Genomic DNA, 26,071 nt, shown 5'->3' on the forward strand with positions numbered 1-26,071 from the left:
ACCATGCGCGGATCGATCGGGATTTGCTTTGAGTTCCAGCACTTCTGCCTGCAGGAGAATTGCCTCTTGCAACTTGTCGAGACCGGCACCGGTTTTCGCGGAAACTTCCACGTCTAGAACGTCACCGCCCATATCTTCAACAAAGATTTCATGCTGGAGCAATTCCTGCCGTACCTTGTTCGGATCGGCGGCAGGTTTGTCACATTTGTTGATGGCGACAATAATTGGCACTTCTGCCGCCTTCGCATGTTTGATCGCCTCAATCGTCTGGGGCATCACGCTGTCATCTGCGGCAACAACCAGAATAACGATATCAGTGACCTGCGCGCCGCGCATGCGCATTGCCGTAAAGGCTTCATGGCCCGGAGTGTCCAGGAAGGTAATGATCTCACCGGAGGCAAGGGTTACCTGATATGCACCAATGTGCTGAGTAATACCGCCCGCCTCGCCGGAGACAACGTCCGACTTGCGAAGGGCGTCCAGCAGCGATGTTTTACCGTGATCGACATGGCCCATGACGGCAACAACCGGCGCACGGGGCAGGAGGTTTTCAACTGAATCCTCCTCTTCACCGCCCAGGCCGATTTCCACGTCGGACGCGGCAATTCGGCGTGCTTTATGGCCAAGTTCTTCAACAACCAGCTCCGCCGTGTCCGCATCGATGGTCTGGTTGGCTGTCGCCATGATCCCGAGTTTCATCAGCGCCTTGATCACATCAACAGAGCGTTCAGTCATGCGATTGGCAAGTTCCTGCACGGAGATAACTTCCGGAATGGTAACTTCGCGGAAAATCTTCTGTGGCGGTTCTGCATCTTGCTGCTGCTTTTTGCGGGCGCGCCGAATAGAGGCGAGGGACCGCTGTTTCGGCCCGCGGTCATCAAGCGCTTCCCCAATGGTCAGGCGGCCTGAGCGGCGGCGTTGCTCATTCGGTTTGCGAGTAGGCGTGGGACGTTCTTCACCCCCGCGTGTGTTTTTCGTTGGTTTCTTGCGGCCACCAGCGAGATCATTACCTGCCGTGTCGTCGCCTTCAACGGTTCGCAGATTGCGTGGCGGTGGCGCTTTCGCTTCGCGCCGAAGTTCCTCATCTTTCGCAGTTGACTTAACCTTCTCACGATGGACGGCAACTTGCGCATTTTTGGTCGCATTCGCTTCTTCTGAAAGGCGACGCGCCTCTTCCTCTTCTGCACGGCGTCTTTCTTCAGGAGAGCGACGCTTCGGCGCTTTCGCGGGTTCCGCTGCGGCTTCCGCCTCTTTTGCGGCGTCATCGGCAGCTTTTGGTTCTTCTGCCGCTTTGCGGGCGTCCTCTGCGGCTTGAGCTTCTTCGCGGGCTTTTTGCTCCGCGGCATCACGCAAGGATTGTTCGCGGGCGAGACCTAGCGCCGCTGCCCGCGCCGCCTTCTCGTCATTAGTCAGAATAACAGCTGCGTCTTTGGAGCCGCTGGATTTTGACGTTTCCGTTGATTTTTTCTTGCCTGCCGCAGGCTGCGCGACATGGAGAGTCTTCTTTGCCGCCGGTGCAGCGGGGCTCGCTGTAGCGGGCTTCTGACCGCCAAGGCCGAGGGTACTGCGCTTTTTCCGCACTTCCACCTGTACCGTTTTGGAGCGGCCATGGGTAAAGCTTTGACGGACCTGACTATTGCCGCCAGCGGATTTTTTCGCTTCTAACGGTTTATTCAGGCTAAGCGACTTACGCCCATCCTTGTCATTTGTCTCAGTCATTCTTACTCCGACACTTCGGTATTTAAGTTGCGTTGGCCCCTGAACATTTTCAGTCGGGAGGCCGCCGTCAAAATCTTTTTCGTCAGGGCGCTGTTTGTCAGGCAGGCATGGATCGCATTTTCCAAACCCAACGCCTGACTTAATTCGGCGCCGCTGAATATTTCTATCACTGGCAGCGGTCCAGCGATCCGCTTGAGCTTCTGTCGTCCGTCTTCGGCACCATCGTCGGCGGCAATCAACAAGGTTGCTTTCCCCGATTTCAGCGCCTTCTCGACCTTGGCAAACCCGACGGTCACCAGCGCGCCTTTACGTCCAAGCCCAATCAGGGACAGACACCGTTGCGCCAGGGACCGGTCAATCATCGTCGCCAGATCGTCCGGCACAGTCACCGCCTGCTTCGCAGACTTGGCGAACAACCGCTTTTTTACAGCGAGTTCAACGGCGTTTGCATCGCAGCTTACCCAGATTCCGCGTCCAGGCAAGTTAAAGCCAATATCATGAACCAACTGACCATCAGGTGAGATCGCAAAGCGAAGTAGTGCGTCCTTTTCCTGTATTTGTCCAGTGGCTATACACCGGCGCTGCGGATCACTCAAGTCTACTTCTCCGCCCGTTGTCTCAATCGGCTGAAATTTCTTCCTCTGTTTCTTCTTCTGCGGCGGCATCCTCGTCTTCGAACCAATGCGCGCGTGCTGCCATTACGACCTGGTTGGCTTCATCTGCTGTCAAACCGAATTCGCGTAAAATTCCGTCTTCCGGGCTGACAAGTTCGTCGCCGGACAGATCCGCGAGATCGTCTAGTTCCTTAACACCGGCTTCGCCCAGAGCGACAATCATGGCAGGGGTCAGGAGCTGCAAATTCACGATGTCATCACTGACACCCATTTCCTGCCGCTTTTCTTCCAGCTCGGAATTAGTCTGTTCGACATATTCCCGCGCACGATTGCTCAGCTCAGCTGCGATTTCTTCATCGAAGCCTTCGATTTCGGCAATTTCGCTGACATCCACATACATGACGTCTTCAACAGAGGTGAACCCTTCCGAGGCCAATAGTTGGGCAATCGTCTCGTCCACATCAAGAGCCGTCATGAAGTTTTGTGTGCGTTCAGTGAATTCAGCCTGACGCCGGTTGCTTTCCTCTTCCTCCGTCAGGATATCGATATCCCAGCCGGAAAGCTGCGAGGCAAGCCGAACATTCTGTCCGCGCCGGCCAATAGCGAGAGAAAGCTGATCATCGGGAACCACTACTTCAATGCGGTTGGCATCTTCGTCCAGCACGACTTTTGCGACTTCCGCCGGGGCCAGCGCATTAACGATAAAGCTCGCCTGATCCGGGGACCATTGAATAATATCGATTTTCTCGCCCTGTAACTCATTGACAACAGCCTGCACGCGAGACCCGCGCATACCCACGCAAGCGCCAACCGGATCGATACTCGGGTCGCTGGAGAGAACGGCAATCTTCGCCCGGCTTCCCGGATCGCGAGCGACCGCCTTCACCTCGATAATGCCGTCATAAATTTCCGGCACTTCCTGACCGAACAGCTTCGACATAAACTGCGGATGGCTGCGGGAGAGGAAAATCTGCGGTCCGCGCGGTTCCTGCCGGACGTCGTAAATATAGGCGCGAATACGGTCGCCTTGCCGGAATGTTTCCCGTGGCAGCATTTCGTCGCGGCGGACAACGGCGTCGGCTTTACCAAGATCAACCGTCACATTGCCATATTCGACACGCTTAACGATGCCGTTGACAACTTCGCCAACGCGATCCTTATATTCCTGATACTGACGCTCCCGTTCCGCTTCACGGACTTTCTGGACAATAACCTGTTTGGCTGTCTGGGCGGCGATGCGGCCAAAATCGATCGGCGGCAGCGGATCAACCAGCAGATCGCCAACGACGGCGCCTTCTTTTTCCGGCTGGGCGTCGGCAACCGAAATCTGGGTGGCCTCGTTCTCAACTTCCTCGGCAACCTCCCGGATGCGGGCGAGACGAATTTCACCCGTTCCCCGGTCGATATTGGCGCGAATGTCGTTCTCATGCCCATATTTGGCGCGCGCCGCTTTCTGGATGGCCTCTTCCATTGCCTCCAGAACGATATCCCGATCAATGACCTTTTCCCGCGCAACCGCATCAGCGACTTGCAACAATTCCAGGCGGTTTAAACTAGCTGCGTTTTCCATGACCAAATGTCCGTCCAAAAAACATGTTTACGATTTAACCGCGTTGCGTACTCGCTGCGATCAGTTCGTCTGTCAAAATCAATTTTGCCTTTCTCACTTCCGAAAAAGGCAGTTCCAGTCGGTTGCCATCATCCAGCTGCATGACGACCATATCATTTTCGAGGCCCAACAGCTTTCCGCGATATCGGCGCTGGCCGTCAACAGCCTGCTCCAATTCCACTTTTGCCTCGAACCCGGACCAGCGCTGAAAATCCTTGGGACGTGTCAGCGGCCGGTCAATTCCAGGAGAGGAGACTTCAAGATTATAGGCACCCGAAATGGGATCTTCCACATCTAACAGCGCCGATACCATCTGGCTTACTTCCGCGCAACCCTCAATGGTCATTGTCCCGTCCGGCTTCTCCGCCATAATCTGAAGCACTTTGCTTTCGCTTCCCGTCAGGCGTACCCGCACGACGTCATAGCCCATATCATTCAGGGACGGGGTGATCAGATCCTCTATTTTCTCGATCGCGTTCAGGGTACTTCTCGCAGTTGTGACAAACCATAAAAAAACAGCGGACCAGAGGCCCACCGCTCAAATGCTCATCCTGACGGTGAGCGAACAGTATGTGTATAGCTATAATAGCTGAGATACCAGCAAAGCCAAGCTTTTTATTTACCTTGGCCCCGCAGGAACCGGTCTATTGGCGGCGAAATCGATAGTAGACGGGCCGCAACCCTTTTTCGACCGCCTTCATCTCATAGCGCGTTGGAGGCCAGTCGCTCCCACGCTCCCGCCAATCCTCCGGTTTTTCGGATATCCATATGAACTTATCGGATTGCAGCATGTGCCAGAGGATCCAGGCTCCGTAATCCTCATGGTCAGTACCGATTCGAAGTTCTCCACCAGGTTTTATCACCCGGGCGAGAGTATCAATATTTTCCTTTGAGACGAATCGCCGCTTTTTATGTCCACTTTTTGGCCAGGGATCGGGGAAGAGAATAAAGGACCGTTCAATGCTTGCATCGGGCAGTTTTTCGATCAGCAACTCCGCCGCGTCGTTATGGAGACGCACATTTTCCGCATCATTTTCTTCCAGCTTGCCAAGAAGGGTCGCGACACCGTTAATATAAGGCTCGCATCCGATAAAGCCGATATCAGGATTGGCATTCGCCTGCCACGCCAGATGCTCCCCGCTGCCAAAGCCAATTTCCAGCCAGAAGGTGCGGCAAGGCGCGTCAAAAAGGCCGGGAAGATCCAGCATGTCTGCATCCAATGGAATGGTAAGCGCCGGAAGGCGGGAATCAATCAGGCGCTGCTGCCCCTTGCGGAGGGGCTTCCCCCGGCGGCGGCCATAAAGAATACGCGTGCCCTTCGCCTGTCTGTCAGACATTGCTACGCCGTCAGGAGAGCGCGGATTTCAGGCTCTCCACAAGATCGGTTTTTTCCCAGGAGAAACCGCCATCCGCTTCGGGCGCTCTGCCGAAATGGCCATAGGCGGCGGTCCGGGCATATATCGGCTTGTTCAGGCCAAGATGCTCCCGTATGCCGCGCGGCGTCAGATCCATAACTTCCATCAAGGCTTTAGCGAGTTTATCCTCGTCAACCTGGCCAGTGCCATAAAGATCGACATATAGCGATAACGGCTTGGAAACACCGATTGCGTAGGAGACCTGTATGCAGCACCGATCGGCAAGGCCGGCGGCAACGACATTTTTCGCGAGATAGCGGGAGGCGTAGGCGGCAGAACGGTCAACCTTGGTCGGGTCTTTACCGGAAAAGGCGCCGCCACCATGAGGTGCGGCACCACCATAGGTATCCACAATGATCTTGCGACCGGTCAGTCCAGCGTCACCGTCCGGGCCACCGATAACAAATTTTCCGGTCGGGTTGACGTAGAATTCATCCTCCGGGCACATCCAGCCGTCCGGCAATACATCGACGACATATTTGCGAACAATCTCCCGCACGGTATCGGTGTCAAGGCCGTCATCATGCTGGGTGGAGACAACAATTGAGGTTGTGCGCACAGGTTTGCCATCTTCATAAGCGAGAGTGACCTGGCTTTTCGAATCCGGTCCCAAGCCTTTTTCCGCGCCGCTGTGACGCGCGTCCGCTAGCGCTTTCAGGATGTTGTGGGAATAATAAATCGGTGCGGGCATCAAGACATCCGTCTCGTTCACCGCGTAACCAAACATAATACCCTGATCGCCGGCGCCTTCATCCTTATTGCCGGCGGCATCAACTCCTTGCGCGATGTCCACGGACTGCGCATGCAGATACACATCGACGGACGCATTCTTCCAGTGAAAGCCATCCTGTTCATAGCCGATGTCCTTGACGGCGGCGCGGGCGGTTTCTTCTATCAGGGATTTCGTGATCTCGGCGGGCCCGCGAACTTCGCCGGCAAGCACAATTTTATTCGTTGTGGTCAGAGTTTCGCAGGCAACGCGGGAAAAGGGGTCCTGCGAAAGATATAAATCGACGATACTATCTGAAATCCGGTCACAAACCTTGTCAGGATGCCCTTCCGATACCGATTCACTTGTGAAAAGAAAATTTTTGCTAGGCACGCGAACATCCTTTTGTTTTAGTCGATGGCGCTTTATGGAAGCCAAAGGGGACGGCGCCGACCACCCAATTTGAAAGTCTGCCGCACTCTATCAAAATCGAAGTTACGGTCAAGAAAATCTGCGTCCCGGTCTATTTCGCCGAAGCAGACGTGTCTTTATCCGTCTCATCAGAGGCCAATGCCTTGATGACATCGAACACCCGCTTGCGAACATCCAGATTATCAATTTTGTAGTAGGCGCGGACAAGCTCCAGCGTTTCGCGCTTTCCGAGAAACTCATGCTCGAATTCGTCCGTTGGTTCTTGAATGCCGGGGGTTTGTGAGGTGCCCCCCGTTGGCATCTCATCAAAGAAGAAGGAGGGCTTTACATCCAGAATACGGCTGAGCTCGAACAGGCGGCTCGCACCGATGCGATTGGCGCCGCGCTCATATTTCTGGATTTGCTGGAACGTCAGGCTCAGCTTTTCTCCCAGCTTTTGCTGGCTAAGACCGAGTAATGTCCGGCGCATCCGGAGTCGGCTCCCTACATGCGCATCTACCGGATGATTTGGCATCGATATTCCTCGTACTATCTGATGGTTCGAAAAGAAACCATACGTGCTAACAGTTTGCACTTCTAAACCTTCAAGTTGTTTTTTATCAGTATCGCCAAAGAAATTCCTAGTCAAGAAGACAGGCGCGTGTTTTTCGGCGGTCGACGGCGAAGACCGACCCCAATTCCGATAAAGGCGATCACCAGGGCAACCGGGATTGCTTCGCCATATTGTGCATACAGGGTCCGCTCCGGTATCGGTAGAGGCAATTCTCCGTCGATAAAGCCGGTTTCATTCAACGCGAGTTCTTCTCCGGCGCGGCCATAGGGATCAATGATTGCCGATATGCCCGTATTCGCGGCCCGCACGACCGCGACGCCCTGCTCAATGGCGCGGGTGCGGGTCATGGCAAAATGCTGATAGGGCCCCGATGTCGTGCCAAACCATCCATCGTTGGTGATATTGAGGATCCAGGAGAAGGCGGTGTCGGGGTCGACCTCCCACGGAAAGACAATTTCGTAACAAATCAGGGCGCGGGCGGGCGGCAGGCCGGGAATGGAGATTACCTTTTTCGCGGAACTATCCGGCGTGGCAAAATCCGACATCTGATCGAGTGCGGGAATGATTTTAGAGAGGCCCGTTGCCGCCATAAATGAGCGGAGCGGCATATACTCGCCGTAAGGCACCAGATGCTGTTTGTCATAGATATCCAGTATCTCACCGGTTTCGCCCAGAACCTGCAGGCTGTTCCATGATTGCCGGACAACCGGATCGCGGCGCGGCGCGCCGGTAACGATGGCGCCGCCAGACGGGATAATTTGCGCCAGTTCTTTTTGCAACGGTTTCGTCGTTGTCAGGTAATAAGGTACTGCCGTTTCCGGCCAGATAAAATAGCGAGGGGAATTGCCGTCATCGGTCAGGCTGAGTGCCACAATCTTCCGCAAATGATCAAGAAGGAGATCATGTTTCCATTTGTCTCTTTGTGAAATGTTCGGCTGAACAATGCGCATCGTTGAATTTTCGAAGGACTGCACGGGGCTGTCCGGAACCCGCAAAACCCCGACGCCATAGAGCGCAACAAAGAGCCCCAAGGTAATAGTGAGCGAAACAAGCGCCGTTCTTCGCGGCGTCCCAGCTTCTCCCAAAAGCGCGGGCAGGGAGCTTAGGAAAACAGTCAACAGGGTCAGGCCATACACCCCGATAAAGGCGGTTGATTGCAATACCGGGAGAATACCGCTCCAGCTATAGCCAATAGTGTTCCAGGCGAATCCGGTGAAAATCACGCCGCGGACATATTCAAATGCGATCCAGGCCCCGCTGAATAAAAATACTCTCGCAAGCGATTTCGCGCCGGACATATGGGTTACAAGTGTCGCGCAGCCTGAGACAATGGCAAGAAACGCAGGCAATACAAGAACGGGCAGGGGCATCAATAGGGCATGCGTTTTTGCATCCACCGTGAAGGCGACGCCGATCCAGTATAGGCCAGCAATAAACTGACCCCAACCGAACCACCATCCCGCGAGGAAGGCTTGCCAACGCGTCTTTGCAACGCTCAGAATCCAGAGAAGCCCCGTGAAACTGACTGGCAGTAGAAAGATGAGGTTGAGCGGTGGCAACGCGGCCGCGATAAGCATGCCCAAAACAAAAGCGAGAAGATATTTTTTAAGCCGGGGCAGGCTAGAAACCCAGGCGTTCAGGGCTGTCATTCAGCCAGTTCCGCATCCGGTGCGCGACGCCGAATTCTAACCTTTTTGACTTTTCTGGGATCCGCGTCGATAATTTCGAAATCCAACCCGCCGGAGTGGGAGATAATTTCCCCCCGCGCAGGAATCTGACCGGCGAGCTGAAAAACAAGGCCGCCAACGGTGTCCACTTCATCGTCTTCCTCTTCGGGAAGCAGATCCATATCCACCAGCGATTCAAGTTCCTCGATCGAGGCGCGCGCGTCGGCCTCCAGCATTCCATTCGCGCCGATAACGATCAGGGGGCCCTCCTGCTCGTCATGTTCATCCTCGATATCTCCGACAATTTCCTCAACCAGATCTTCGATCGTGACGAGACCGTCGATACCGCCATATTCATCGACAACGGCGGCCATATGGATATGGGTTGCCCGCATTTTAAGGAGAAGGTCGGGCACGGTCATCGATGGCGGAACAAACAGGATTTCCCGCCGGAAATTGAGCCAGTCGCCGCCGTCTTTCTCGTTCCAGAAATTAATAAGGTCCTTGATATGGAACATGCCGGTTACATTATCCAGCGTCTCGCTGTAAACCGGCATGCGCGAATGGCTCGTTTCTTTGAACCGCTCCACCACCTCATGCAGAGCCGAGTTCGCGTCGATCGCCTCAATATCCGCGCGAGGAACCAATACGTCGCTGATGCTGAGCTCACTGAAACTCAGGATGTTGGTCAACATCAGTTTCTCAGTGGCGTTTATGGATTGTTCCGGGTCGTCATGTTCCTCGATCAGTTCTTCCAGCGTAGAGCGAACGCTCCTGTCCGTTTGCTGGCCGATCCCCAGAACCCGCTTGAGCATACGTAGGACACCATTTGAGGATTTTGGTGATGTCGGGCCTTCCGGCGTTTCGGGAAGGCTCTCGCTCGACACATTCTCGGTCATTTTTGGTCAGGGGTCTCCTGTCGCGGTTGTTCAGAAAGCTCGTAAGGACTGGAAATATGTAAGCTTTGCAAGATCATGATTTCAAGATTTTCCATCTTTTCAGCTTCATTTTCTTCCATATGATCAAAACCGGCAAGGTGTAAAACGCCGTGGACCAGCAAATGTGTCAAATGATCGCGGATGCTCTTGTTCTGCTCGGCAGCTTCGCGGATCAATGTTTCCCGCGCCATGACAACATCACCAAGCATCAGTGGCTCTTTCATCCACATAGCATCTGCAAGTTCCGTCTGATCAAGCGGTGTGTTCGGAAAAGAAAGAACGTTTGTAGGCGCATCCTTGTTACGGTGATCCCGGTTCAGGATTTGAACTTCCGCATCATCCGTGAACACAAGGCTGATCTCTACCGCTGGCTTTTGGGCGTCGGCAAGAGGCGCAAGATTAAACTCCTTGCTGACAGCGCCAAGAGTTGTCTGGATGGCTTCCGTCGTCAGGCTGTCGATGTCTGAAACATTTTTCCGCCACGCGTCGTCGTTGATGGATATGGCTAGATCAATGGTAAAGGGGAGGTCGTCCATCAGGGCATCAGGATTTCCGCGACTTCAATGCCAACTGTTTTTCCCGGTCATGTTCCCCATAGGCGCGGACAATGCGGGTGACCAGCGGATGGCGGACAACGTCAGATTCACCAAAATTGATAAAATCGACACCTTTGACGCCCTTTAAAATTTCAACCGCCTCATGCAAACCGGAGCGCATCCCGAGTGGCAGGTCGATCTGGCTCAAGTCGCCAGTCACGGCCATGCGGGAATTTTCACCCATCCGGGTGAGCAGCATTTTCATCTGTACCGGTGTTGTGTTCTGTGCCTCATCGAGGATAATTGCCGCGTTGGAAAGCGTCCGCCCTCGCATGAAGGCAAGCGCGGCCACCTCAATTTCCCCGTTTTCAAGGCGTTTGACGACTTCTTCAGCGGGTAGCATGTCATAGAGCGCGTCATAAAGCGGCCTGAGGTAAGGATCGATTTTATCGCGCATATCACCGGGCAGAAAGCCGAGCTTCTCTCCGGCTTCCACGGCGGGCCGCGCCAGGATCAGCCGGTCGACTTTATTCTCGATCAGCATGGCGACGGCATTCGCCACGGCTAGATAGGTTTTACCCGTACCTGCCGGCCCAAGACCGAATACCAGTTCATGGGTACGCAAGGAATTGACGTAAACGCCTTGATTGGTGGAGCGGGGCGTGATCCGCCGACGCTTGGTGACAATCAAGCCATTTTCGCCGGAAACGGAGCCGCGACTGCCGTCTTCCGCCGGCGCGTCATTGGCCATGCGGATGGCGCCATCGACCTCACCTTCGGTGACATCCATCCCTTTTTTCAATCGCTCGTAAAGATCGAGCAGAACGGTTCTTGCGGCGGCCTTCGCCGTGTTACTACCGGACACTGCCATTTTGTTGCCGCGAGATACAACAGAAACATCAAGTCCCTGCTCAATCCGTGCAAGATATCGATCATGCTCTCCGACGAGCTGGGCGAGCAGATGATTGTCATCAAATTCAAGAATGGTTGCGTTGTTCTTGTCGGGGCTGGATTTCGAAGGTTTGGTGCTGGTTTGATTTTTTGCCACGTTTGTTCCTATGCCGCGTCTGCGACACTACCGGGTTTCAATTCGCCACGTAGAGAGTTTGCATTTCCCTCTTGTACGATGACAGTTGCGATGCGCCCAATTCGATGGGAGGGAGAGGGAACAAAGACGGATTGCATATAGGGGCTGCGACCGACGAGTTGCCCTTCGCGCTTTCCTTCCCGCTCCAGCAGGACATCGATTTCCTTGCCGACAAAAGCCTGGTTATAGGCAAGCTGTTGTTCGTTCAGCAGGGCCTGTAGCCGTGCCAATCGCTCTGATTTCACCGCCTCGTCAATCATGTCGCCGTCCAACGCGGCTGCGGGTGTTCCCGGGCGCGGGCTGTATTTGAAACTATAGGCCTGCGCATATTCAACATCGCGCACCAGTTGAAGGGTATCTTCGAACTCCTGATCCGTCTCGCCGGGGAAACCGACGATAAAGTCTCCCGACAGTGCGAGGTCCGGCCGGTGATGACGGAGCTTGTCAATAATACGTCGGTATTCGTCGGCTGTATGGCGACGGTTCATCGCGGCGAGGATACGGTCAGAGCCAGCCTGAACGGGCAAGTGAAGGTAGGGCATCAGGACATCTACATCCCGGTGGGCTTGGCAGAGGTCTTCGGTCATCTCCAAAGGATGCGATGTCGTGTAACGCAGCCGGTCAATCCCCTCAATCTCTGCCAGTTCGTTGATCAGGCGCGCAAGGCTTGCCGGATTTCCGTCCGCTCCCTCACCGTGATAGGCGTTCACATTCTGTCCGAGCAGGGTGATTTCCCGGGTTCCGCCAGCGACCATGCGTTTTGCCTCATCCAGAATCGCGGCGACCGGGCGGGAGAATTCCGCGCCGCGCGTATAGGGCACGACACAGAAGGCGCAGAATTTGTCACAGCCCTCCTGCACGGTGAGGAAAGCGCTCAGATTCTTGTCGATTGCCTCTTCCGGCAGATAGTCAAACTTGGGCTCGACCGGGAACTCAGTCTCCAGAATATGGCCGACACCGCGGGTGGCCTGCGCCACCATTTCGGGAAGCTGGTGATAGGACTGTGGCCCGAACACCATATCCACATAGGGCGCCCGTTTCATGATCTCTGCGCCCTCGGCCTGCGCGACGCATCCGGCAACGGCGATAATCATGTCACCTTCCTCACGGGATTTCTTGCCCTCCCGCATATTGCGCAAACGACCCAGTTCAGAGAATGTCTTCTCCGATGCTTTTTCGCGAATGTGGCAAGTGTTGAGAATTGCCATATCCGCATCTGCGGGTTTATCTGTCAGGGTGTAGCCGAGTGGGGCCATCAAGTCTGCCATGCGGGCTGAATCATAGACATTCATCTGGCAGCCATATGTCGAGATATAGAGTTTCTTGTTCACGCGTCCTAGTCAACCTCACCGGTTTCGAGGGTCTTGTCCATCAATCCAGACAATCATTTTATCATCGGTAAATTAGCAGTTATATGACAAATAGAGAAGCACGGTCTGGAATTCACGGGAAAAATTGCCAAATGCGCATTTTCCCCTAAATTGCAGGGCGTTAAGGCTCTTCTCGGCCTGTTAATGCCCGGCTAAGGCTTTTCGCAATGGTCAATTGACAGTCACTCGCCATTGTTTTTCGAGAATCATAGTCATCAATCGTCACTGGCGGGTGGAAGCGCAGCTCCGCCGTGATTGTGCCTCGTTTCAGAAACTCCCAGATATGGCTGAGCAATTCTTCATCCCCGACCCAGGCGACAATCCGCATGGTGCCGCGGGTCAATGGAATTCCGTTCAATCGGCTATAGGCGACGGTGACAGGCTGTACAAGAAGATGGCGATCGTTAATTTCCCGCTCCGCCAGCCCGAAATAGGCGCTCTTGAAATTCTGGATAATAATCCCGTTTGACGAGGTGCCCTCGGGGAACAGGAACAGGTTATCGCCATTTTCAAGATGTTCCTGCATCTCACCTTTATGGCCTTTGATGGCAGGGCGGGTGCGTTCGATAAAGATTGTCTGTTGCAGCTTGGAGATCGCCCCGACGAGAGGATATCGCTCCACCTCTTTCTTGGCGACAAAGCTGCCCGGAAGAACCTTTCCGACTACCGGAATATCGAGCCATGAAATATGGTTGATCACGAACAGGGTCGGGTTGCCATGCTCAATCTTGCCCGAAACAACAACCTTAACCCGCAGCAGCCAGCAAAGCCCCGTATGGAAAAGCTGAGGAATGCGATACCGGTGCCGTTTAAAGAACAGAAGAGAGATCAACTGAAAAGGCACCAGAATCGCCGCCCACAAAAGGACGGCCAGCACGGTAAGAATTGGACGGATGTTACTCATAAATGGAGACGCGCGGAACCATTAATCGAATTTCTTGCTGTGGATTGTCTGCTTGATATTGACGACGGATTCCTCGGGAGACACTTTCGTCATCTTCGATTTTGACAGTGGCTTTCCATAAAGTTCAAGCCGGTGGTCGATCAATTCAAAACCAAGTTCTTCGGCAATCTTCTTCTGCAATTCTTCGATCTGATCGCTGGTAAATTCAATCACCTGGCCCGTTTGCACATTGATCAGGTGATCATGATGATTTTCGGAGGCTTCCTCGTAGCGAGCCCGACCGTCGCCGAAGTCATGCCTCTCCAGAATGCCGTTTTCTTCGAACATGCGAACGGTTCGATATACCGTGGAAATACTGATGGTATCGTCAAGCTCCGAGGCCCGCTTATAAACCAGCTCAACATCAGGATGGTCCTGCGACTCCGAAAGGACGCGCGCAATTACGCGGCGCTGCTCTGTCATGCGCAGGCCCTTGTCAAGGCAGATTTGTTCCAGACGAGTAGGCATATGAACCTCTGTTACATTCAACGAACGCTGAACTTGCTGTCAGCGTCCCTGATTTTATACAAATTATTTTTTAGGGCCAGCGAAAGTAGATATTACTTGCTCTTCGCTTTTCTGCGGCGGGTGCCAAGGCCAATTTTCTTCGCGAGAGTGCGGCGCTGTTCAGCATAATTGGGAGCCACCATCGGGTAATCGACCGGCAGACCCCAACGTTCCCGATATTCATCCGGCGTCATGTCATAAGAAGTCTTGAGATGCCGTTTAAGCATTTTCAGCTTTTTACCGTCTTCCAGACAGATGATGTAATCCGGATGCACGGATTTGCGGATGGCAACGACCGGCTCCGGTTTGTCTTCTTCCTCGACTGCTTCACCAATGGTTGAAAGAGTCTTATATACATCATTAATCAGTGCCGAAATTTCCCCGGTGCTGACAGAGTTGCGAGACAGATGTGAGGTAACGATATCCGTCGTCAAAGCGAGAAGCTCCAGCTTTTCTATTTTCTCGGACATTGTAATAACCTTCCTCAATATCGAATGACTTAAAGTGTATAGTCAATATAATCCAAACAATGAAATATAAAATAGAATAAATAAAAAAAATATTATAATCTAACATTATTCTAATGTTATAATTTGTAACCTTATACAGGTTAAAGGATTTTCTTCATCATGATCGCGTCTTCCCGCTTCCCGCCATGGTTGTAATAATTTCTCCGAAGACCGATTTTTTGAAATCCTTCTGTAACGTAAAGACGGTTCGCAGTGAAATTTTGCGACCCAACTTCTAGATGTAGAAACCGCACGCCGGCTGTCTTTAGTTTTTTTATGCCCACGTCCAGAAGTTGCGTGGCAATTCCCTGATTGCGAAATTCTGGCAGGGTCCCGAGCGTAAGAATCTCCGCTTCATCCGATACAATCCGGTAAAGCGAAAAGGCGGCAGGCTCTCCGTCGCGGCTTAGTATCTGCAACAGGGTCCCCTGAATGCCAAGCGCGGAGGTAAACTCAGCTTCACTCCAGCCTGCTGCGAAACAACGGGCGTGCATCTCCGCCGCGAGAGTTACAGCAGATTCATCGGTGAAGAAGTCGATGGATATATTATCTTCCTGCATGGATCGCCTCGATCAGCCCGCCAGCGGATCTTTCCCGCCCGGTAGTTTCGCGTCTGGGGCGCGAAGATAGAGCGGGGCGGGTGACGGTGCCCCTGCCGCCGGCAAACCGCGCACAGCCGCGAGATGGACAAGATTAACCGCATCAGGATCGTCAAGAAAATCCAGGATTTTATATTTCTCGGCGTCAAAATCGGGCATGCTTTCCAACAGACGCGCGCCCGAGCCGACAACAACTGCCGTTTCAATATCAAGTGAGACCAATACCAGCTCCGTCCTGATCGCGGTGGGGGTTGTGAGAGGGAGAATGATCTCGCCCTGATCCAGACGCTTGAATGCCTGCACATAAACTTCCCCGCGCCGGGCGTCGACGGCTGCAATCACCGGGCGACCCTCCGTAAGGGCAACAGGCACAGCGGCGGTAAGCGTCTCAAGCGTGGTGAGGCCGATGATTGGCTTTCTGGCGGCAATGGCAATCCCGCGCGCAGCGGCGAGCCCGATCCGAAGCCCTGTAAAAGTGCCCGGGCCGACAGTGACGGCAATCAGATCAAGATCCTTATATGCCAGACCGGCTTTCTTCATCTCGGCTTCGATCATAGGCAAAAGGGTTTCCGCATGTCCCCGGCGACGTTTCTCATGCACATGGGCAAGAATATTGGTCCTGTCGGCAATGGTAACGGAACAGGCATTCAGGGCCGTATCAAATGCCAGTATCTTCATTATATTGCCTTCCGTAATCCAGCCATGTAGGGTCACCGTGAGGCGAGAGTGTTACGCTCAATGCCGCGTGATTTCAAGTCAACAGGTTCAAGATGCCCTTAAATGAGTCGTTAGTCGAAATAACCGCTGAAAATTTCAAAGTCGACCTTGATCTGCGTTATGCAACAACGAATAATTTCACCGATAAGGCGATATATAGCCGGGGCGCCTGTTTCCTGAATCAGGAGGCGGCGGAGAATTTGCGGCTTGCTGTCGACTTGGCGGCGGATATCGGTTTGCGGTTCAGGCTATTTGACGGTTTTCGCCCAACCGAGGCGGTGCAGGCGCTCTGGGATCATACACCGAACCCGGATTTTCTTTCCGCGCCGGGCAGTGGCTCACCGCATTCAAGAGGGGCGGCAATCGACCTTACCCTGATCGATAGTGCCGGGCAGGAGCTGGAGATGGGAACCGAATTCGATGCGATGACACCTACGTCTTATCATGGCGCGCGCGATATATCGGCCGAAGCGCAGCGAAACCGGGCCATATTGCTCGGTGTGATGACAGCGGCGGGCTGGGATTTTTATCGAAATGAATGGTGGCATTACCAATTGTTTAGACCCCGCCGATATCCTACTCTTTCGGACAAGGCAGCCGGCAGCCGGATGATGGAGAGAACCGGCCATTCAGGGGCGGATTAGAGAGACATGAGACAGACAAGAAAAGCAACAACACGCATCTTACAGGCCGTTTTAACTGCCGCCGCAATTCTGGGCATGAGTGGCCTTGCGCAGGCGGCGGACTGGGCGAGCGTGATCATGTATCACCGCTTCGGCGAGGACCAGTACAGCTCGACAAATATTCGCGTTGAACAGTTTAAAGAACATATCGCGGAACTTCAGAACGGCCAATATACTGTTCTCCCGCTTAACGAAATCGTAGATCGTCTGGAAAAAGGAGAAGAGCTGCCCGATCGTACCGTTGCCCTTACCATTGATGACGCCTACGCCTCTGTTTATGATGTTGCCTGGCCTTTGCTGAGGGAGGCAAAACTGCCGTTTACGGTTTTTGTCGCTGTCGAAGGGGTCGACAAACAGTTTGCGGACTATATGAACTGGGATCAGGTCAGGGAACTTCGTGATGCAGGCGTTCATATCGGCCATCATACCTATTCACATACCCATCTACCGCTCCTGAGCCCGGAAGAAATTGAAGCCGATATCAATCTGGCGAGCGAACGGTATGAGGCGGAACTGGGCTTCGTTCCCGCCATATTCGCCTATCCCTACGGTGAATATGGCAATGATGTGAAGGCGGCTATTCGTAAAATCGGTTTCAAGGCCGCCTTCGGCCAGCAGTCTGGCGTCTCTTATTCCGGACATGACCGGCTTGAGCTGCCGCGCTTTGCGATGAGTGAGAATTATGGCGGCATCGGGCGCTTTCGTCTGGCGGCCAATGCGTTGCCGTTGCGGGTAACGGATGTGACGCCGTCGGATAATGTATTGAAGCGCAATCCGCCCAATTTCGGTTTCACCATTGCCGAGGATTATGGCGGTCTTAACGGTCTTTCCTGTTTCTCCTCCAACCAGACCGGGGGTGCGGTGCCGATTGAGAAAATCGGCAATGCCCGCATTGAAATACGGCTGGCATCAGAATTTAAGCCCGGACGCGGCCGCATAAATTGTACGCTTCTCGGGCCGGATCGCCGTTGGCGCTGGTTCGGTTCGCTGTTTTACATCCCGAAATAATATTAACGAAAACGAGGAATGCCGATGTCGCGTCCGAACACCCTAAAAGAAAAACTAAAAGCAGGTGAAAAAGCGGCGGCCTGCTGGCTCTTCTCAAATTCCTCGGACATGGCGGAGATTGTGGCGGGCGCCGGGTTCGATGCGCTTATGATCGATCATGAGCATGGTTCCGGCAGTTTAGAGACCGCAATTGATCAACATCGGGCAGTCCGATCAGTCAGTGACGTGATCGTTCTGATGCGGGTTCCCTGGAATGATACTGTGCTGATCAAGCGGGCACTGGATAGCGGAATGGATGGCATCATGGTACCATCTGTCAATACCGCAGAGGAAGCAAAAGCGGCCGTTGCCGCCTGTCGCTACCCGCCTACGGGAATAAGAAGTGCAGGGTTTGGCGCGGCGCGCGCAGGCGGATATGGTCGCTCGGCACAGGCATATCGCGACAATCTGGACAAGGATCTGATGATTATCTGTCAGATCGAAACAAAGGAAGCCGTCGGTAATATCGACAGCATTGCGGCCGTTGATGGCGTGGACATGCTGTTTATCGGTCCCAACGATCTCTCCGGCAGCATTAATAAACTCGGTGAATTTGATGATCCTGAAGTCAAGGCCCTCTTTGAAGAAGCGAGGGACTGCATAAAGGCGAGCCCAGCCTTTCTGGGGTGTATTTCGAAAGGCATAAAACAGACCAATGACCTGTTTGCACAAGGGTTCGATTTTCTGCTTTGCGCCGGGGATACTGGCCTTGTATCAAGCGCAGCGGATGAGTTACTGAAGAACATCAAGAAATAGCTCTGCCGTCTAAGGGTAGATGTTCTCAGACAGCAGAACCGATTATAATGTCACATTATGACTCGCGGCGGCTTCGGTGATCTGACGCCAGGTTTCCTCGTCAATCTCGATGCCATCGGCGCGACGTTTCTCCCGCTGCTCCCGCTCTGGATCCCCCGGCACAATGACGTTGTCATACCCTGCGCGGGGCGGAGAATCGCGCACATAATCGCACATGGCTTTCATCTCGCTTGCGATATAGTCCGCCTCCGTCAGGCGGGCCGGATCGATGACGATCGAGAGCATGTTGTTGATGATGCGGGTATCACGGACATTCTTAGGCTGGATTGTTCCGCCGCCGCCGATGGCGCCGGTTAGTAACTCGCACATCAGCGCGAGGCCATATCCCTTATGCTCCGCCAGCGGAAGGAGAGAGCCTACTTCATCTGCGAACATGACACCGGGATCGGTGGAGGCGTTGCCATCCTTGTCGATGAGCAGGCCCTCTTCCAGTTTCTTGCCACTGTTGTGGGCAACCCGGATCTTTCCAAGCGCGACCTTGCTTGTTGCGAAATCGAGGATGATGCGGGGCTCTTCCGCGGTATCGGGGAGAGAGATACAGATCGGGTTGGTGCCGTAGCGGGCATCCGCGCCACGATGTGGCGCGACAAGCCCCCGGTGGCCCGTGACATTGACAAAGTGGATAGAAACAAGGCCTGCATCAGCGCATTGTTCCCCATAGGTGCCGACGCGGCCGATATGATGGGCATTTCGAAGCGCGGAGAGCGCGAGGCCGGTTTCCTTGGCGACCGAGATGGCCGCGGCCATTGCTTCGCGGGCGACGACTTGGCCAAAACCGGCCCTGCCATCAAAAACCAGGATTGAACCGTCCTTCTTGACCTGCTCCACATGCTCATTGGGATGAAGCGAGCCGGCCTTGATGTTGTCGATATAGCGGGGGATCATCCCGACGCCATGGCTGTCATGACCGGAAAGATTAGCGAGGACGAGATGATCGGCAATGATGGCCGCCTCTATGGGCTCGCTCCCGGCGGCTTTAAAAATATTCTCGACAAAGGCCTGTAGGACGTCATGCTCAATACGCATAGATCGGTTTCTCCCGCTAATTGTTATTATTTTATATCGCTGTCATGCCACCATCGACTACAAGCTCTGACCCCGTGACATGGCGCGCCTCACTGGAGGCGAGAAAGAGGATGCAATTGGCTATGTCAACGGGTTCCGCAGCGGCTTTCAATGGCACACGTCCGGGGATGGCGTCCCAGCCTTTATCGATATTCCCGCCATACATCTCCATCAGTTCGTCTCCCATATTGGTGCGGACCGGATCGGGATGTACGGAGTTACAGCGGATACCATATTCATTGTTTGCGCAGTGAATGGCGACCGTTTTGGTCAGTTGCCGCACCGCTGCCTTCGACGCGCCATAGGCCGCGAGGGTCGGCGTGCCGATAATGGCAGCAACGGAGGATATATTGACGATGGAGCCGCCCCTGCCCTTCATCGCCTTGACGGCTGCCTGGCACCCCAGAAAAACGCCTTCGACATTGACCTTCTGAATAGCCTGCCAATGGGCGAGATCCGTATCCTCAATGGTTTGATGATCGCCGATTGAGAGAATGCCGGCGTTGTTTACGAGAATATCGAGCCCCTTGGTATCAGAAGTGATCGTTGCCATTACTTGCTGCCAGTCTTCTTCTTTTGAGACGTCCTGAGCGATGAACCGGGCATTTTTACCAAACTCCTTCACGGAGGCTTCCCCTGCCTCTGTATTTTTGTCGGTCATCAGGACATAAGCCCCTTCCTCGACAAACCGCCGGGTGGTTGCAAGCCCGATACCGGTTGCAGCCCCGGTTATCAGCGCGACCTTGTTTGCTAGTCTATCCATGTTTCCCCCTTTATTTTTCTTATGGCGTGCTCTGGATGAAGCACCGCCTTTTTTCAGCTTTGCGCTCGCCTATCTTTCCACATACTTCGGCAATATGCGAGATGGAAAGTCATCGCACTAAAACGGAGAAACAGAAAGACAAAAGGGGTTACGGTCGGCTGTCCGCTAGTTGCTCAGGAGAAAGGGCCGCATCTTCGAAATCATCGAACTGGTTTGTTTCAATCAACGACCGCAGATTATCCACATATTCCGGTCCCTTTTCGGAATAGACATGCAGCGTATCAAGGAGAGGGGAGGTATCATGTGTGATTTGCATGCCCGAATGACGACGCGCGCGAATTTCCCGGAATTCAGCATAGGCTGAATGGGAATTGAGATTATGGATATAGGCTGCGATCGAGTCGCCAATTGACCTGAACGCCTTTACCTCGTGGGATTTGTCCTCAGCCCTGCCTTCGGGCACAATCCCCTTGCCGGTCGACCAGATCCGCTGACCGAAGAGGGCATTTCCCTCCCGCGCGAAGCGTGACGTGCCCCATCCGGACTCTTCCACGGCCTGAGCAAGTGCCAGTGATACAGGAATCTTATCGACCTTTAACAAAAGCTGTTCCGGATCGGTCGCTTCCTCACGGTATTGGATGGCTATCTCATCAAGCCATTTTTGGTCTGCAGGGGGGAGGTTATCATTCCGGGACTTATCTTGAAGAAGGACCGAAAGACGTTCCCGTCGTTCCAAGATTTTCTCATTGGTGCTCAGAATGAGGGGTAAAACAATCTTGATAAAGGCCTTTTTGCGCTGGTCTACGTCCGTAATATCGGCAATATCAACCGGAATCTGAGGAACATAGAAGCGTGGCACAGGTTGCCCATTCCGAATGTCTTGCAGTTGGTAGTCAACCTGATCAAGGGCGGTATCCAGCGAGGCCATGTCGAATTGATCCGACTTGGACATGCGCCCCGGTCTGCCAACAGGAAATGCCCCGTTCTTGGCGGAGAATACTCGGGCTTCACCGTTGGACGCAGTGCGGACATCATAAGTGCTTTCAACGAGCTCAGGCACCAGATATGCCGCCGCCAGAACAAGTCCTGCTAACGTCGCGATCTTGTTTGATTTAATACCAGATTTAAATAGCTGCATGATTAAGTTTGCGTTGTGTCCCTAGCAATCAAAATGCATCACATAGTGTAAAGCACAATATATAGGTGGTACTATCGATTTTCTACACAATATATAGGCCCAAAATGCATTTTATGCCACTTTGAGCCGAGGATGGAATATGTGGGTCTCTCACCAGGATATCAAGAGCAGATTTTTTTGATCCCATTTTAGCAATCGATTCAACTGGTTATAAAATTGCCGTCAATTTTTTGCAAATTCGGCCCAAATTAAATTGGGCTGAATCGCGAATCGAGAGGTTGATGCAAACGGTAACGAGAACTGGCGAGATCAAGTCACCGCATCCAGCTGCCGGGTTGTCAGATTTCCCGGAACAACGGTAATCGGGATGGCGAAGGTGCCGGACATTTCCCCGACAAGGCTCTTGATCAGAGGACCTGGCCCACCCGTATCGGGCGATGCGGCGAGAACAAGGACGCGGATATCAGAGTCTTCCTCGATCAAGGCCAGGACTTCTTCTTTCATATGGCCGTCGCGGATGACAAATTCCGGGACTATCGTTGTTTCCTTCTGAATCTCTTCGGCGAGATTCTGGAGAAGTTCTTCCGCTGCTTCACGGGCCTCTTCCCGCATCGCCTGCTCCACTCCCATCCAGTGCTGGAACTCGGGTGGTTCAATAACATAAAGCAGGATCACGCCGCCCCCGACGTGCCAGGCCCGGCGGCTGGCGAAGCGTATTGCCGACTTGCATTCCGGCGTTTCGTCGACAACGACAAGAAATTTGTTGCGCACGCTGCTTTGGGTCTCCTCTGACATAAAGACTCCGTCAGTTGTTTTGGGAAAATTATCCTGCCACTATCGGCACGGTTATTTCAAGAGAATGTTGCTGATCTCTTGCAGCTGTGTCCGGGCGCGCAATACATAGAAGCCCTGCGCGGTCAGGTGATTGGGGAGGAACTGGGAATCCGGTGCGGCATTGACGACGATAAAGGGATCAAGGTCAATCACGGATTTGAAGCTTGCCAGCATCTGCGCCCAGGCATTGGTGAGGCCCCGCTCCTTGATCAGGCTTTCATAATCCTGCGACAGCGCCTTGAGCAGAAGGTAGTAGCCATAGGCCTGCCCTTTGACGCCATAGAAAATATCATCTGCCTTGAAATCAATGAGATCGCCGGAATTTTCATCGATATGCTTGTCGATTGTCGCCGTGGATGACCCGATATCAAGGGCAATCCGGTCAAGCGTTGCCAGCAGGTTATCGGCGCGCTTCTCGAACACGGCCTTACCTTCGGCCAGCCGCTTGTTATAGCTGATCAGGGAAGTGCGTGCCTTCTCGTACTGCTCCTCAGAGGCAGCCGTCGGCAGCAATGAGACCGACGGATCCCAGGCCCATTTTGTGCCCGAATATTGCAGCAAACCAGCGGCTTCCTGCAAATCGGGGTCTGTCTGGCTGGACCCGCGTGTCCGGCCGATCTGATCGGTCAATTCAAACCCGAACCGGGCAAGCGCGGAGATAATCCCCTGCTGGTAATTCGGCATATTGTCGAGAGCGGCGGAGGGCATGAAGAAAGGGTCATTCGCCGTCCAGCGATTGACATTGATTTCCCGGTCAATAAGCCCGGCCATCATATCTACCGCATGGCTACCCCCGGCAACGACATTTGTCCCGGTGGGCACGAATTCCGTATCATCCTCGATATTATGGATCATGATCATCCCGACGGGATAATAGAGAAGCAGGAAGAGCAGAATAAGCAAGGCAAAGACTTTCCAGCTTCGCTTTGCGCTCTCCCGAACTGCTGCGGCACGCCGACCGATCCGTTTGGTTTCCGTCCCGCTACTGCCGATTTCGCTCATCTAACCTGTCCCGTCACCGCGTGATCCGTTCATCTGGCTTTAATGAAAGATGTATGTTGTTTCGATCAGACTTACAAGCAGCCTTACTCAAGGGCGAATAAATCCGACAACTTCCTTCACCTCCGCCATGACCGGCGCCGCGAGGGCAGCGGCACGTTCCGCCCCTTCTTTCAGGATGGCATCCACATGCGCTGGATCCGCCATTAGCCGCTTCATCTCCTCGCCTATAGGACCGAATTTCTCGACGGCCAGATCGGTAAGCGCAGGTTTGAAGGTCGAAAACGCGGCTCCGGCGAATTCATCGAGAACGGCCTGTTTGTTAAGGTCGGCAAGCGCGGCATAGATACCAACAAGATTGGCGGCTTCCGGGCGGCCTTCCAGCCCCTCTTCCTTTTCAGGGAGCGGATCTGCATCCGTCCGCGCCTTGCGGAGTTTCTTCGCAATGCTGTCGCGATCATCGGTGAAGGTGATGCGCGAATAATCACTCGGATCGGACTTCGACATTTTCTTCGACCCATCGCGCAAAGACATGACCCGCGTTGCCTCGCCGAAGATTAAAGGTTCCACCAGCGGGAAAGTTTCGGTTTCGTAGTCATTATTGAACTTCTGCGCGATATCGCGAGTTAACTCCAAATGCTGCTTCTGATCTTCGCCAACCGGAACATGGGTTGCCTTATAGGCGAGGATGTCGGCTGCCATCAGGCTAGGATAGGCATAGAGGCCGAGAGAGGCATTCTCGCGGTTTTTGCCAGCTTTTTCCTTGAACTGGGTCATGCGATTCAGCCAGCCGAGACGCGCAACGCAATTAAATATCCAGGCAAGCTCCGCATGAGCCGCAACAGTGCTTTGCGCAAAAATTATCGAGCGCTTGGAATCTACCCCCGCCGCCAGATAAGCGGCGGCCACTTCGCGGGTATTGCTGCGCAAATCGGCCGGGTCCTGCCAGACCGTGATGGCATGCATATCGACGGCGCAATAAATGCATTCATAGTCATCCTGCAGTCCGACGAAATTGCGGATTGCGCCGAGATAGTTACCGAGATGAAGATTTCCGGTTGGCTGAACGCCGGAGAAAATACGAGACATAACTTAAAGCTCCTCACGCTTTGGACACGGGCCCCAAATTGACGAACTGACGATCAGGCCGCCGGGACCGGGATGGGCAACTGCCCGGGAATTGATCCCGGCCTTATTGCAGGCGCCTTGAGGAACGTCAACAGATTTACGCGCCCGACCGGCGTTTCAGCATGGATTTTATTTCGTGAAGATGGGCCGTGCCGGTAAGAAGACTGCTGATCGCGTAAAGCGCGCCGCCACCCGCCACAAGTGCGATCAGTGCGCCCACTCTTTCCGCCAGGTCTCCTGTGAAGGCACTGGCCAGATACTCCCGCGCGAAATAGAGCCCGGCGGCCATGATGGCGGACGCGACGATCATCCCGACAAGCCGCCGCAAGAGCCGCGCGTCCGCAGCATAGTGTCCGCGGCGATGTAGAATCACGAACAGAAGGACCACATTAAACCAGGAGGAGAGGGATGTTGCGAGCGCAATCCCCACATGATCCAGATAGCGGATCAGAATGAGGCTCAGCACCACATTCAGTATCATGGCGAGAACGCCGACAATCACGGGCGTGGTCGTATCCTCCCGCGCGAAAAATCCGGGCGCGAGGATTTTCACAAGAACATAGGCCGGAAGGCCTGTCGCGAAGGCAAGGAGGGCCGCCGCTGTTGCGCGGCTTGCCTCTGGAGTGAATTCCCCATGCTGAAACAGGACAGAGGTAATTTCTTCCGGGATAACAATCAACGCCGCCGCCGCAGGTAACGTCAGCAGCATGGAAAGCTCCATCGCGCGGTTCATACTGTTCATCGCGGTTTTATCTTCGCCTGAACGGAGTTGACGTGAAAGCATCGGCAGCAACGCCGTGCCGACCGCAATGCCGATCACCCCGAGCGGCAGCTGATACACCCGGTCAGCGTAATACAGATAGGAAATGGAGCCGGTCGCCAAAAATGACGCGATAATCGTGCCAACAAGTATATTGATTTGCATTACGCCAGCACCGAGCGCGCCGGGGAGCATCAGGCGGAAGAGACGTTTGATATCCGCGTTGAAGACGGGCCGACGAAACTTTATTGCGATTTCCGCGCGTTTGCACGCGACGGCAAGAAATATAACCTGCGCCAGTCCAGCAAGGGCAACCCCGATGGCGAGTAGCATGCCGACGTGGGCCTCCGTCTGGCCGATCCCGATCAGCAGGCAGGCAATCAGGATAATATTGAGCAGGATTGGCGCCGCGGCCATCGCTGCGAATTTATAGAAGGCATTCAGGATGCCGCCCAGAAGGGCGACAATCGCCATCGCGGTAAGGTAGGGAAAGGTGATGCGGGTAAATTCAACTGCCAAGTCAAAGCGCAAACCATCGGGCGTAAATCCGGGCGCGAGCATAAGCATCATCACCGGCATGAAGATCATGAACAGGGCGGAGAAGATAAGAAGAAAGCCAACCAGAATGCTGAGCGCATGGCCAGCGAACTCCAACGCGATTTCTTTGCCCTCTGCCTCCAGTTTGCGGGCGAAAAGCGGAATAAAGGCAGCGGAAAATGCGCCCTCTGCCACTAGTCGGCGAAACATGTTCGGAATGCGAAAGGCGATGAAAAATGCGTCCGCTACCGGTCCGGCGCCCAAGACCGACGCCATCAGAATGTCGCGTAGAAACCCGAGGACGCGACTGATCATGGTAAAGCCACCGACTGTGGCCACGGACTTAATCAAACTCATGCATCCCCTATAGCACAGGC

27 protein-coding genes are annotated in these 26,071 nt (G+C 54.0%); 3 read left to right on the top strand and 24 right to left on the bottom strand.

The window, feature by feature from the left end; all coding sequences use genetic code 11:
* The 17 genes from P1U71_RS06930 to tsaB form a co-directional block, all read right to left on the bottom strand.
* On the bottom strand, positions 1 to 1,719 hold a 1,719-nt coding region (locus P1U71_RS06930), incomplete at its 3' end, for a translation initiation factor IF-2 N-terminal domain-containing protein (protein WP_301104837.1).
* 2 nt (positions 1,720 to 1,721) lie between these two features.
* A complete protein-coding gene (locus tag P1U71_RS06935; protein WP_301104838.1) occupies positions 1,722 to 2,384 on the bottom strand; it encodes an RNA-binding protein in 663 nt (220 codons plus the stop codon).
* On the bottom strand, positions 2,338 to 3,903 hold the full coding sequence (nusA, locus tag P1U71_RS06940; protein WP_301104839.1) for a transcription termination factor NusA: 1,566 nt from the start codon (positions 3,901 to 3,903) through the stop codon (positions 2,338 to 2,340). The genes P1U71_RS06935 and nusA overlap by 47 nt, the downstream gene beginning before the upstream one ends.
* Before the next feature lie 34 nt (positions 3,904 to 3,937).
* Positions 3,938 to 4,477, bottom strand: a complete 540-nt coding sequence (rimP, locus tag P1U71_RS06945) for a ribosome maturation factor RimP (RefSeq protein ID WP_301104840.1) — start codon at positions 4,475 to 4,477, stop codon at positions 3,938 to 3,940.
* Positions 4,478 to 4,586: 109 nt separating this feature from the next.
* Positions 4,587 to 5,279 carry a tRNA (guanosine(46)-N(7))-methyltransferase TrmB gene (locus tag P1U71_RS06950; protein ID WP_301104841.1) on the bottom strand — a complete coding sequence of 231 codons (693 nt, stop codon included), beginning with the start codon at positions 5,277 to 5,279 and terminating at the stop codon, positions 4,587 to 4,589.
* 10 nt (positions 5,280 to 5,289) lie between these two features.
* Entirely contained in the window at positions 5,290 to 6,459 is a 1,170-nt protein-coding gene (metK, locus tag P1U71_RS06955; RefSeq protein ID WP_301104842.1) for a methionine adenosyltransferase, read from the bottom strand.
* A 130-nt stretch (positions 6,460 to 6,589) separates the two neighbouring features.
* Positions 6,590 to 6,967: a helix-turn-helix domain-containing protein gene (locus P1U71_RS06960; protein WP_367281143.1), complete on the bottom strand. Its 378-nt coding sequence runs from the start codon at positions 6,965 to 6,967 to the stop codon at positions 6,590 to 6,592.
* A gap of 155 nt (positions 6,968 to 7,122) precedes the next feature.
* Positions 7,123 to 8,700 carry an apolipoprotein N-acyltransferase gene (lnt, locus tag P1U71_RS06965; RefSeq protein ID WP_301104844.1) on the bottom strand — a complete coding sequence of 526 codons (1,578 nt, stop codon included), beginning with the start codon at positions 8,698 to 8,700 and terminating at the stop codon, positions 7,123 to 7,125.
* Positions 8,697 to 9,617, bottom strand: coding sequence for a hemolysin family protein (locus P1U71_RS06970; RefSeq protein ID WP_301104845.1), 921 nt, complete (start codon positions 9,615 to 9,617; stop codon positions 8,697 to 8,699). Before P1U71_RS06970 ends, lnt begins: the two co-directional genes overlap by 4 nt.
* The gene (ybeY, locus tag P1U71_RS06975; RefSeq protein ID WP_301104846.1) at positions 9,614 to 10,192 is read right to left on the bottom strand and encodes an rRNA maturation RNase YbeY; all 579 of its coding nucleotides are present in this window, start codon (positions 10,190 to 10,192) and stop codon (positions 9,614 to 9,616) included. The genes P1U71_RS06970 and ybeY overlap by 4 nt, the downstream gene beginning before the upstream one ends.
* Before the next feature lie 7 nt (positions 10,193 to 10,199).
* Positions 10,200 to 11,240: a PhoH family protein gene (locus tag P1U71_RS06980; protein ID WP_301104847.1), complete on the bottom strand. Its 1,041-nt coding sequence runs from the start codon at positions 11,238 to 11,240 to the stop codon at positions 10,200 to 10,202.
* 8 nt (positions 11,241 to 11,248) lie between these two features.
* Positions 11,249 to 12,610 carry a tRNA (N6-isopentenyl adenosine(37)-C2)-methylthiotransferase MiaB gene (gene miaB, locus P1U71_RS06985; protein WP_301104848.1) on the bottom strand — a complete coding sequence of 454 codons (1,362 nt, stop codon included), beginning with the start codon at positions 12,608 to 12,610 and terminating at the stop codon, positions 11,249 to 11,251.
* A 160-nt stretch (positions 12,611 to 12,770) separates the two neighbouring features.
* Positions 12,771 to 13,553 (bottom strand): 1-acyl-sn-glycerol-3-phosphate acyltransferase, encoded by a 783-nt coding sequence (locus P1U71_RS06990; RefSeq protein WP_301104849.1) that lies wholly within the window; start codon positions 13,551 to 13,553, stop codon positions 12,771 to 12,773.
* A gap of 21 nt (positions 13,554 to 13,574) precedes the next feature.
* Entirely contained in the window at positions 13,575 to 14,060 is a 486-nt protein-coding gene (locus P1U71_RS06995) for a Fur family transcriptional regulator (RefSeq protein WP_301104850.1), read from the bottom strand.
* 92 nt (positions 14,061 to 14,152) lie between these two features.
* Positions 14,153 to 14,569, bottom strand: a complete 417-nt coding sequence (locus P1U71_RS07000) for a MucR family transcriptional regulator (protein WP_301104851.1) — start codon at positions 14,567 to 14,569, stop codon at positions 14,153 to 14,155.
* Between the two features lie 140 nt (positions 14,570 to 14,709).
* Positions 14,710 to 15,168: a ribosomal protein S18-alanine N-acetyltransferase gene (rimI, locus tag P1U71_RS07005; protein WP_301104852.1), complete on the bottom strand. Its 459-nt coding sequence runs from the start codon at positions 15,166 to 15,168 to the stop codon at positions 14,710 to 14,712.
* 12 nt (positions 15,169 to 15,180) lie between these two features.
* Positions 15,181 to 15,885 carry a tRNA (adenosine(37)-N6)-threonylcarbamoyltransferase complex dimerization subunit type 1 TsaB gene (tsaB, locus tag P1U71_RS07010; protein ID WP_301104853.1) on the bottom strand — a complete coding sequence of 235 codons (705 nt, stop codon included), beginning with the start codon at positions 15,883 to 15,885 and terminating at the stop codon, positions 15,181 to 15,183.
* A 92-nt stretch (positions 15,886 to 15,977) separates the two neighbouring features.
* Here tsaB and ddpX point away from each other — a divergent pair, with 92 nt between their 5' ends.
* The 3 genes from ddpX to P1U71_RS07025 are packed head-to-tail and all read left to right on the top strand — an operon-like array spanning position 15,978 to position 18,410.
* Positions 15,978 to 16,568 (top strand): D-alanyl-D-alanine dipeptidase, encoded by a 591-nt coding sequence (ddpX, locus tag P1U71_RS07015; RefSeq protein WP_301104854.1) that lies wholly within the window; start codon positions 15,978 to 15,980, stop codon positions 16,566 to 16,568.
* A gap of 6 nt (positions 16,569 to 16,574) precedes the next feature.
* Positions 16,575 to 17,615, top strand: a complete 1,041-nt coding sequence (locus tag P1U71_RS07020; RefSeq protein ID WP_301104855.1) for a polysaccharide deacetylase family protein — start codon at positions 16,575 to 16,577, stop codon at positions 17,613 to 17,615.
* Between the two features lie 24 nt (positions 17,616 to 17,639).
* Positions 17,640 to 18,410, top strand: coding sequence for an aldolase/citrate lyase family protein (locus P1U71_RS07025; RefSeq protein ID WP_301104856.1), 771 nt, complete (start codon positions 17,640 to 17,642; stop codon positions 18,408 to 18,410).
* Positions 18,411 to 18,452: 42 nt separating this feature from the next.
* Here P1U71_RS07025 and P1U71_RS07030 read toward each other — a convergent pair whose 3' ends face one another.
* From P1U71_RS07030 to murJ, 7 genes are all read right to left on the bottom strand, one after another.
* Entirely contained in the window at positions 18,453 to 19,496 is a 1,044-nt protein-coding gene (locus tag P1U71_RS07030) for a malate/lactate/ureidoglycolate dehydrogenase (protein WP_301104857.1), read from the bottom strand.
* 31 nt (positions 19,497 to 19,527) lie between these two features.
* Positions 19,528 to 20,298: a glucose 1-dehydrogenase gene (locus tag P1U71_RS07035; protein WP_301104858.1), complete on the bottom strand. Its 771-nt coding sequence runs from the start codon at positions 20,296 to 20,298 to the stop codon at positions 19,528 to 19,530.
* Positions 20,299 to 20,446: 148 nt separating this feature from the next.
* Entirely contained in the window at positions 20,447 to 21,436 is a 990-nt protein-coding gene (locus P1U71_RS07040; RefSeq protein ID WP_301104859.1) for a glucosaminidase domain-containing protein, read from the bottom strand.
* A 309-nt stretch (positions 21,437 to 21,745) separates the two neighbouring features.
* Positions 21,746 to 22,231: a universal stress protein gene (locus P1U71_RS07045; protein ID WP_301104860.1), complete on the bottom strand. Its 486-nt coding sequence runs from the start codon at positions 22,229 to 22,231 to the stop codon at positions 21,746 to 21,748.
* Between the two features lie 51 nt (positions 22,232 to 22,282).
* Positions 22,283 to 23,272, bottom strand: coding sequence for a DUF2333 family protein (locus P1U71_RS07050; RefSeq protein WP_301104861.1), 990 nt, complete (start codon positions 23,270 to 23,272; stop codon positions 22,283 to 22,285).
* A gap of 87 nt (positions 23,273 to 23,359) precedes the next feature.
* Complete coding sequence (gene trpS, locus P1U71_RS07055) at positions 23,360 to 24,358, bottom strand: tryptophan--tRNA ligase (protein WP_301104862.1); 999 nt, start codon at positions 24,356 to 24,358, stop codon at positions 23,360 to 23,362.
* Between the two features lie 136 nt (positions 24,359 to 24,494).
* Positions 24,495 to 26,051, bottom strand: a complete 1,557-nt coding sequence (gene murJ / locus P1U71_RS07060) for a murein biosynthesis integral membrane protein MurJ (RefSeq protein WP_301104863.1) — start codon at positions 26,049 to 26,051, stop codon at positions 24,495 to 24,497.
* Between the last annotated feature and the right edge of the window lie 20 nt (positions 26,052 to 26,071).

It is taken from the genome of Sneathiella sp., from assembly GCF_029233945.1.
Classification (GTDB): domain Bacteria; phylum Pseudomonadota; class Alphaproteobacteria; order Sneathiellales; family Sneathiellaceae; genus Sneathiella.

Excerpts from the sequence above, each read along its gene's own strand:
- ybeY (WP_301104846.1), bottom strand. The coding sequence starts at position 10,192 with ATGGACGACCTCCCCTTTACCATTGATCTAGCCATATCCATCAACGAC.
- P1U71_RS06990 (WP_301104849.1), bottom strand. The coding sequence starts at position 13,553 with ATGAGTAACATCCGTCCAATTCTTACCGTGCTGGCCGTCCTTTTGTGG.
- P1U71_RS07000 (WP_301104851.1), bottom strand. The coding sequence starts at position 14,569 with ATGTCCGAGAAAATAGAAAAGCTGGAGCTTCTCGCTTTGACGACGGAT.
- P1U71_RS06950 (WP_301104841.1), bottom strand. The coding sequence starts at position 5,279 with ATGTCTGACAGACAGGCGAAGGGCACGCGTATTCTTTATGGCCGCCGC.
- P1U71_RS07020 (WP_301104855.1), top strand. The coding sequence starts at position 16,575 with ATGAGACAGACAAGAAAAGCAACAACACGCATCTTACAGGCCGTTTTA.
- P1U71_RS06970 (WP_301104845.1), bottom strand. The coding sequence starts at position 9,617 with ATGACCGAGAATGTGTCGAGCGAGAGCCTTCCCGAAACGCCGGAAGGC.
- P1U71_RS07050 (WP_301104861.1), bottom strand. The coding sequence starts at position 23,272 with ATGAGCGAAATCGGCAGTAGCGGGACGGAAACCAAACGGATCGGTCGG.
- P1U71_RS06935 (WP_301104838.1), bottom strand. The coding sequence starts at position 2,384 with ATGCCGCCGCAGAAGAAGAAACAGAGGAAGAAATTTCAGCCGATTGAG.
- P1U71_RS07040 (WP_301104859.1), bottom strand. The coding sequence starts at position 21,436 with ATGCAGCTATTTAAATCTGGTATTAAATCAAACAAGATCGCGACGTTA.
- P1U71_RS06995 (WP_301104850.1), bottom strand. The coding sequence starts at position 14,060 with ATGCCTACTCGTCTGGAACAAATCTGCCTTGACAAGGGCCTGCGCATG.
- ddpX (WP_301104854.1), top strand. The coding sequence starts at position 15,978 with ATGCCCTTAAATGAGTCGTTAGTCGAAATAACCGCTGAAAATTTCAAA.
- nusA (WP_301104839.1), bottom strand. The coding sequence starts at position 3,903 with ATGGAAAACGCAGCTAGTTTAAACCGCCTGGAATTGTTGCAAGTCGCT.
- trpS (WP_301104862.1), bottom strand. The coding sequence starts at position 24,358 with ATGTCTCGTATTTTCTCCGGCGTTCAGCCAACCGGAAATCTTCATCTC.
- P1U71_RS07045 (WP_301104860.1), bottom strand. The coding sequence starts at position 22,231 with ATGTCAGAGGAGACCCAAAGCAGCGTGCGCAACAAATTTCTTGTCGTT.
- P1U71_RS06960 (WP_367281143.1), bottom strand. The coding sequence starts at position 6,967 with ATGCGCCGGACATTACTCGGTCTTAGCCAGCAAAAGCTGGGAGAAAAG.
- P1U71_RS07030 (WP_301104857.1), bottom strand. The coding sequence starts at position 19,496 with ATGCGTATTGAGCATGACGTCCTACAGGCCTTTGTCGAGAATATTTTT.
- P1U71_RS07035 (WP_301104858.1), bottom strand. The coding sequence starts at position 20,298 with ATGGATAGACTAGCAAACAAGGTCGCGCTGATAACCGGGGCTGCAACC.
- P1U71_RS07025 (WP_301104856.1), top strand. The coding sequence starts at position 17,640 with ATGTCGCGTCCGAACACCCTAAAAGAAAAACTAAAAGCAGGTGAAAAA.
- tsaB (WP_301104853.1), bottom strand. The coding sequence starts at position 15,885 with ATGAAGATACTGGCATTTGATACGGCCCTGAATGCCTGTTCCGTTACC.
- rimI (WP_301104852.1), bottom strand. The coding sequence starts at position 15,168 with ATGCAGGAAGATAATATATCCATCGACTTCTTCACCGATGAATCTGCT.
- murJ (WP_301104863.1), bottom strand. The coding sequence starts at position 26,051 with ATGAGTTTGATTAAGTCCGTGGCCACAGTCGGTGGCTTTACCATGATC.
- lnt (WP_301104844.1), bottom strand. The coding sequence starts at position 8,700 with ATGACAGCCCTGAACGCCTGGGTTTCTAGCCTGCCCCGGCTTAAAAAA.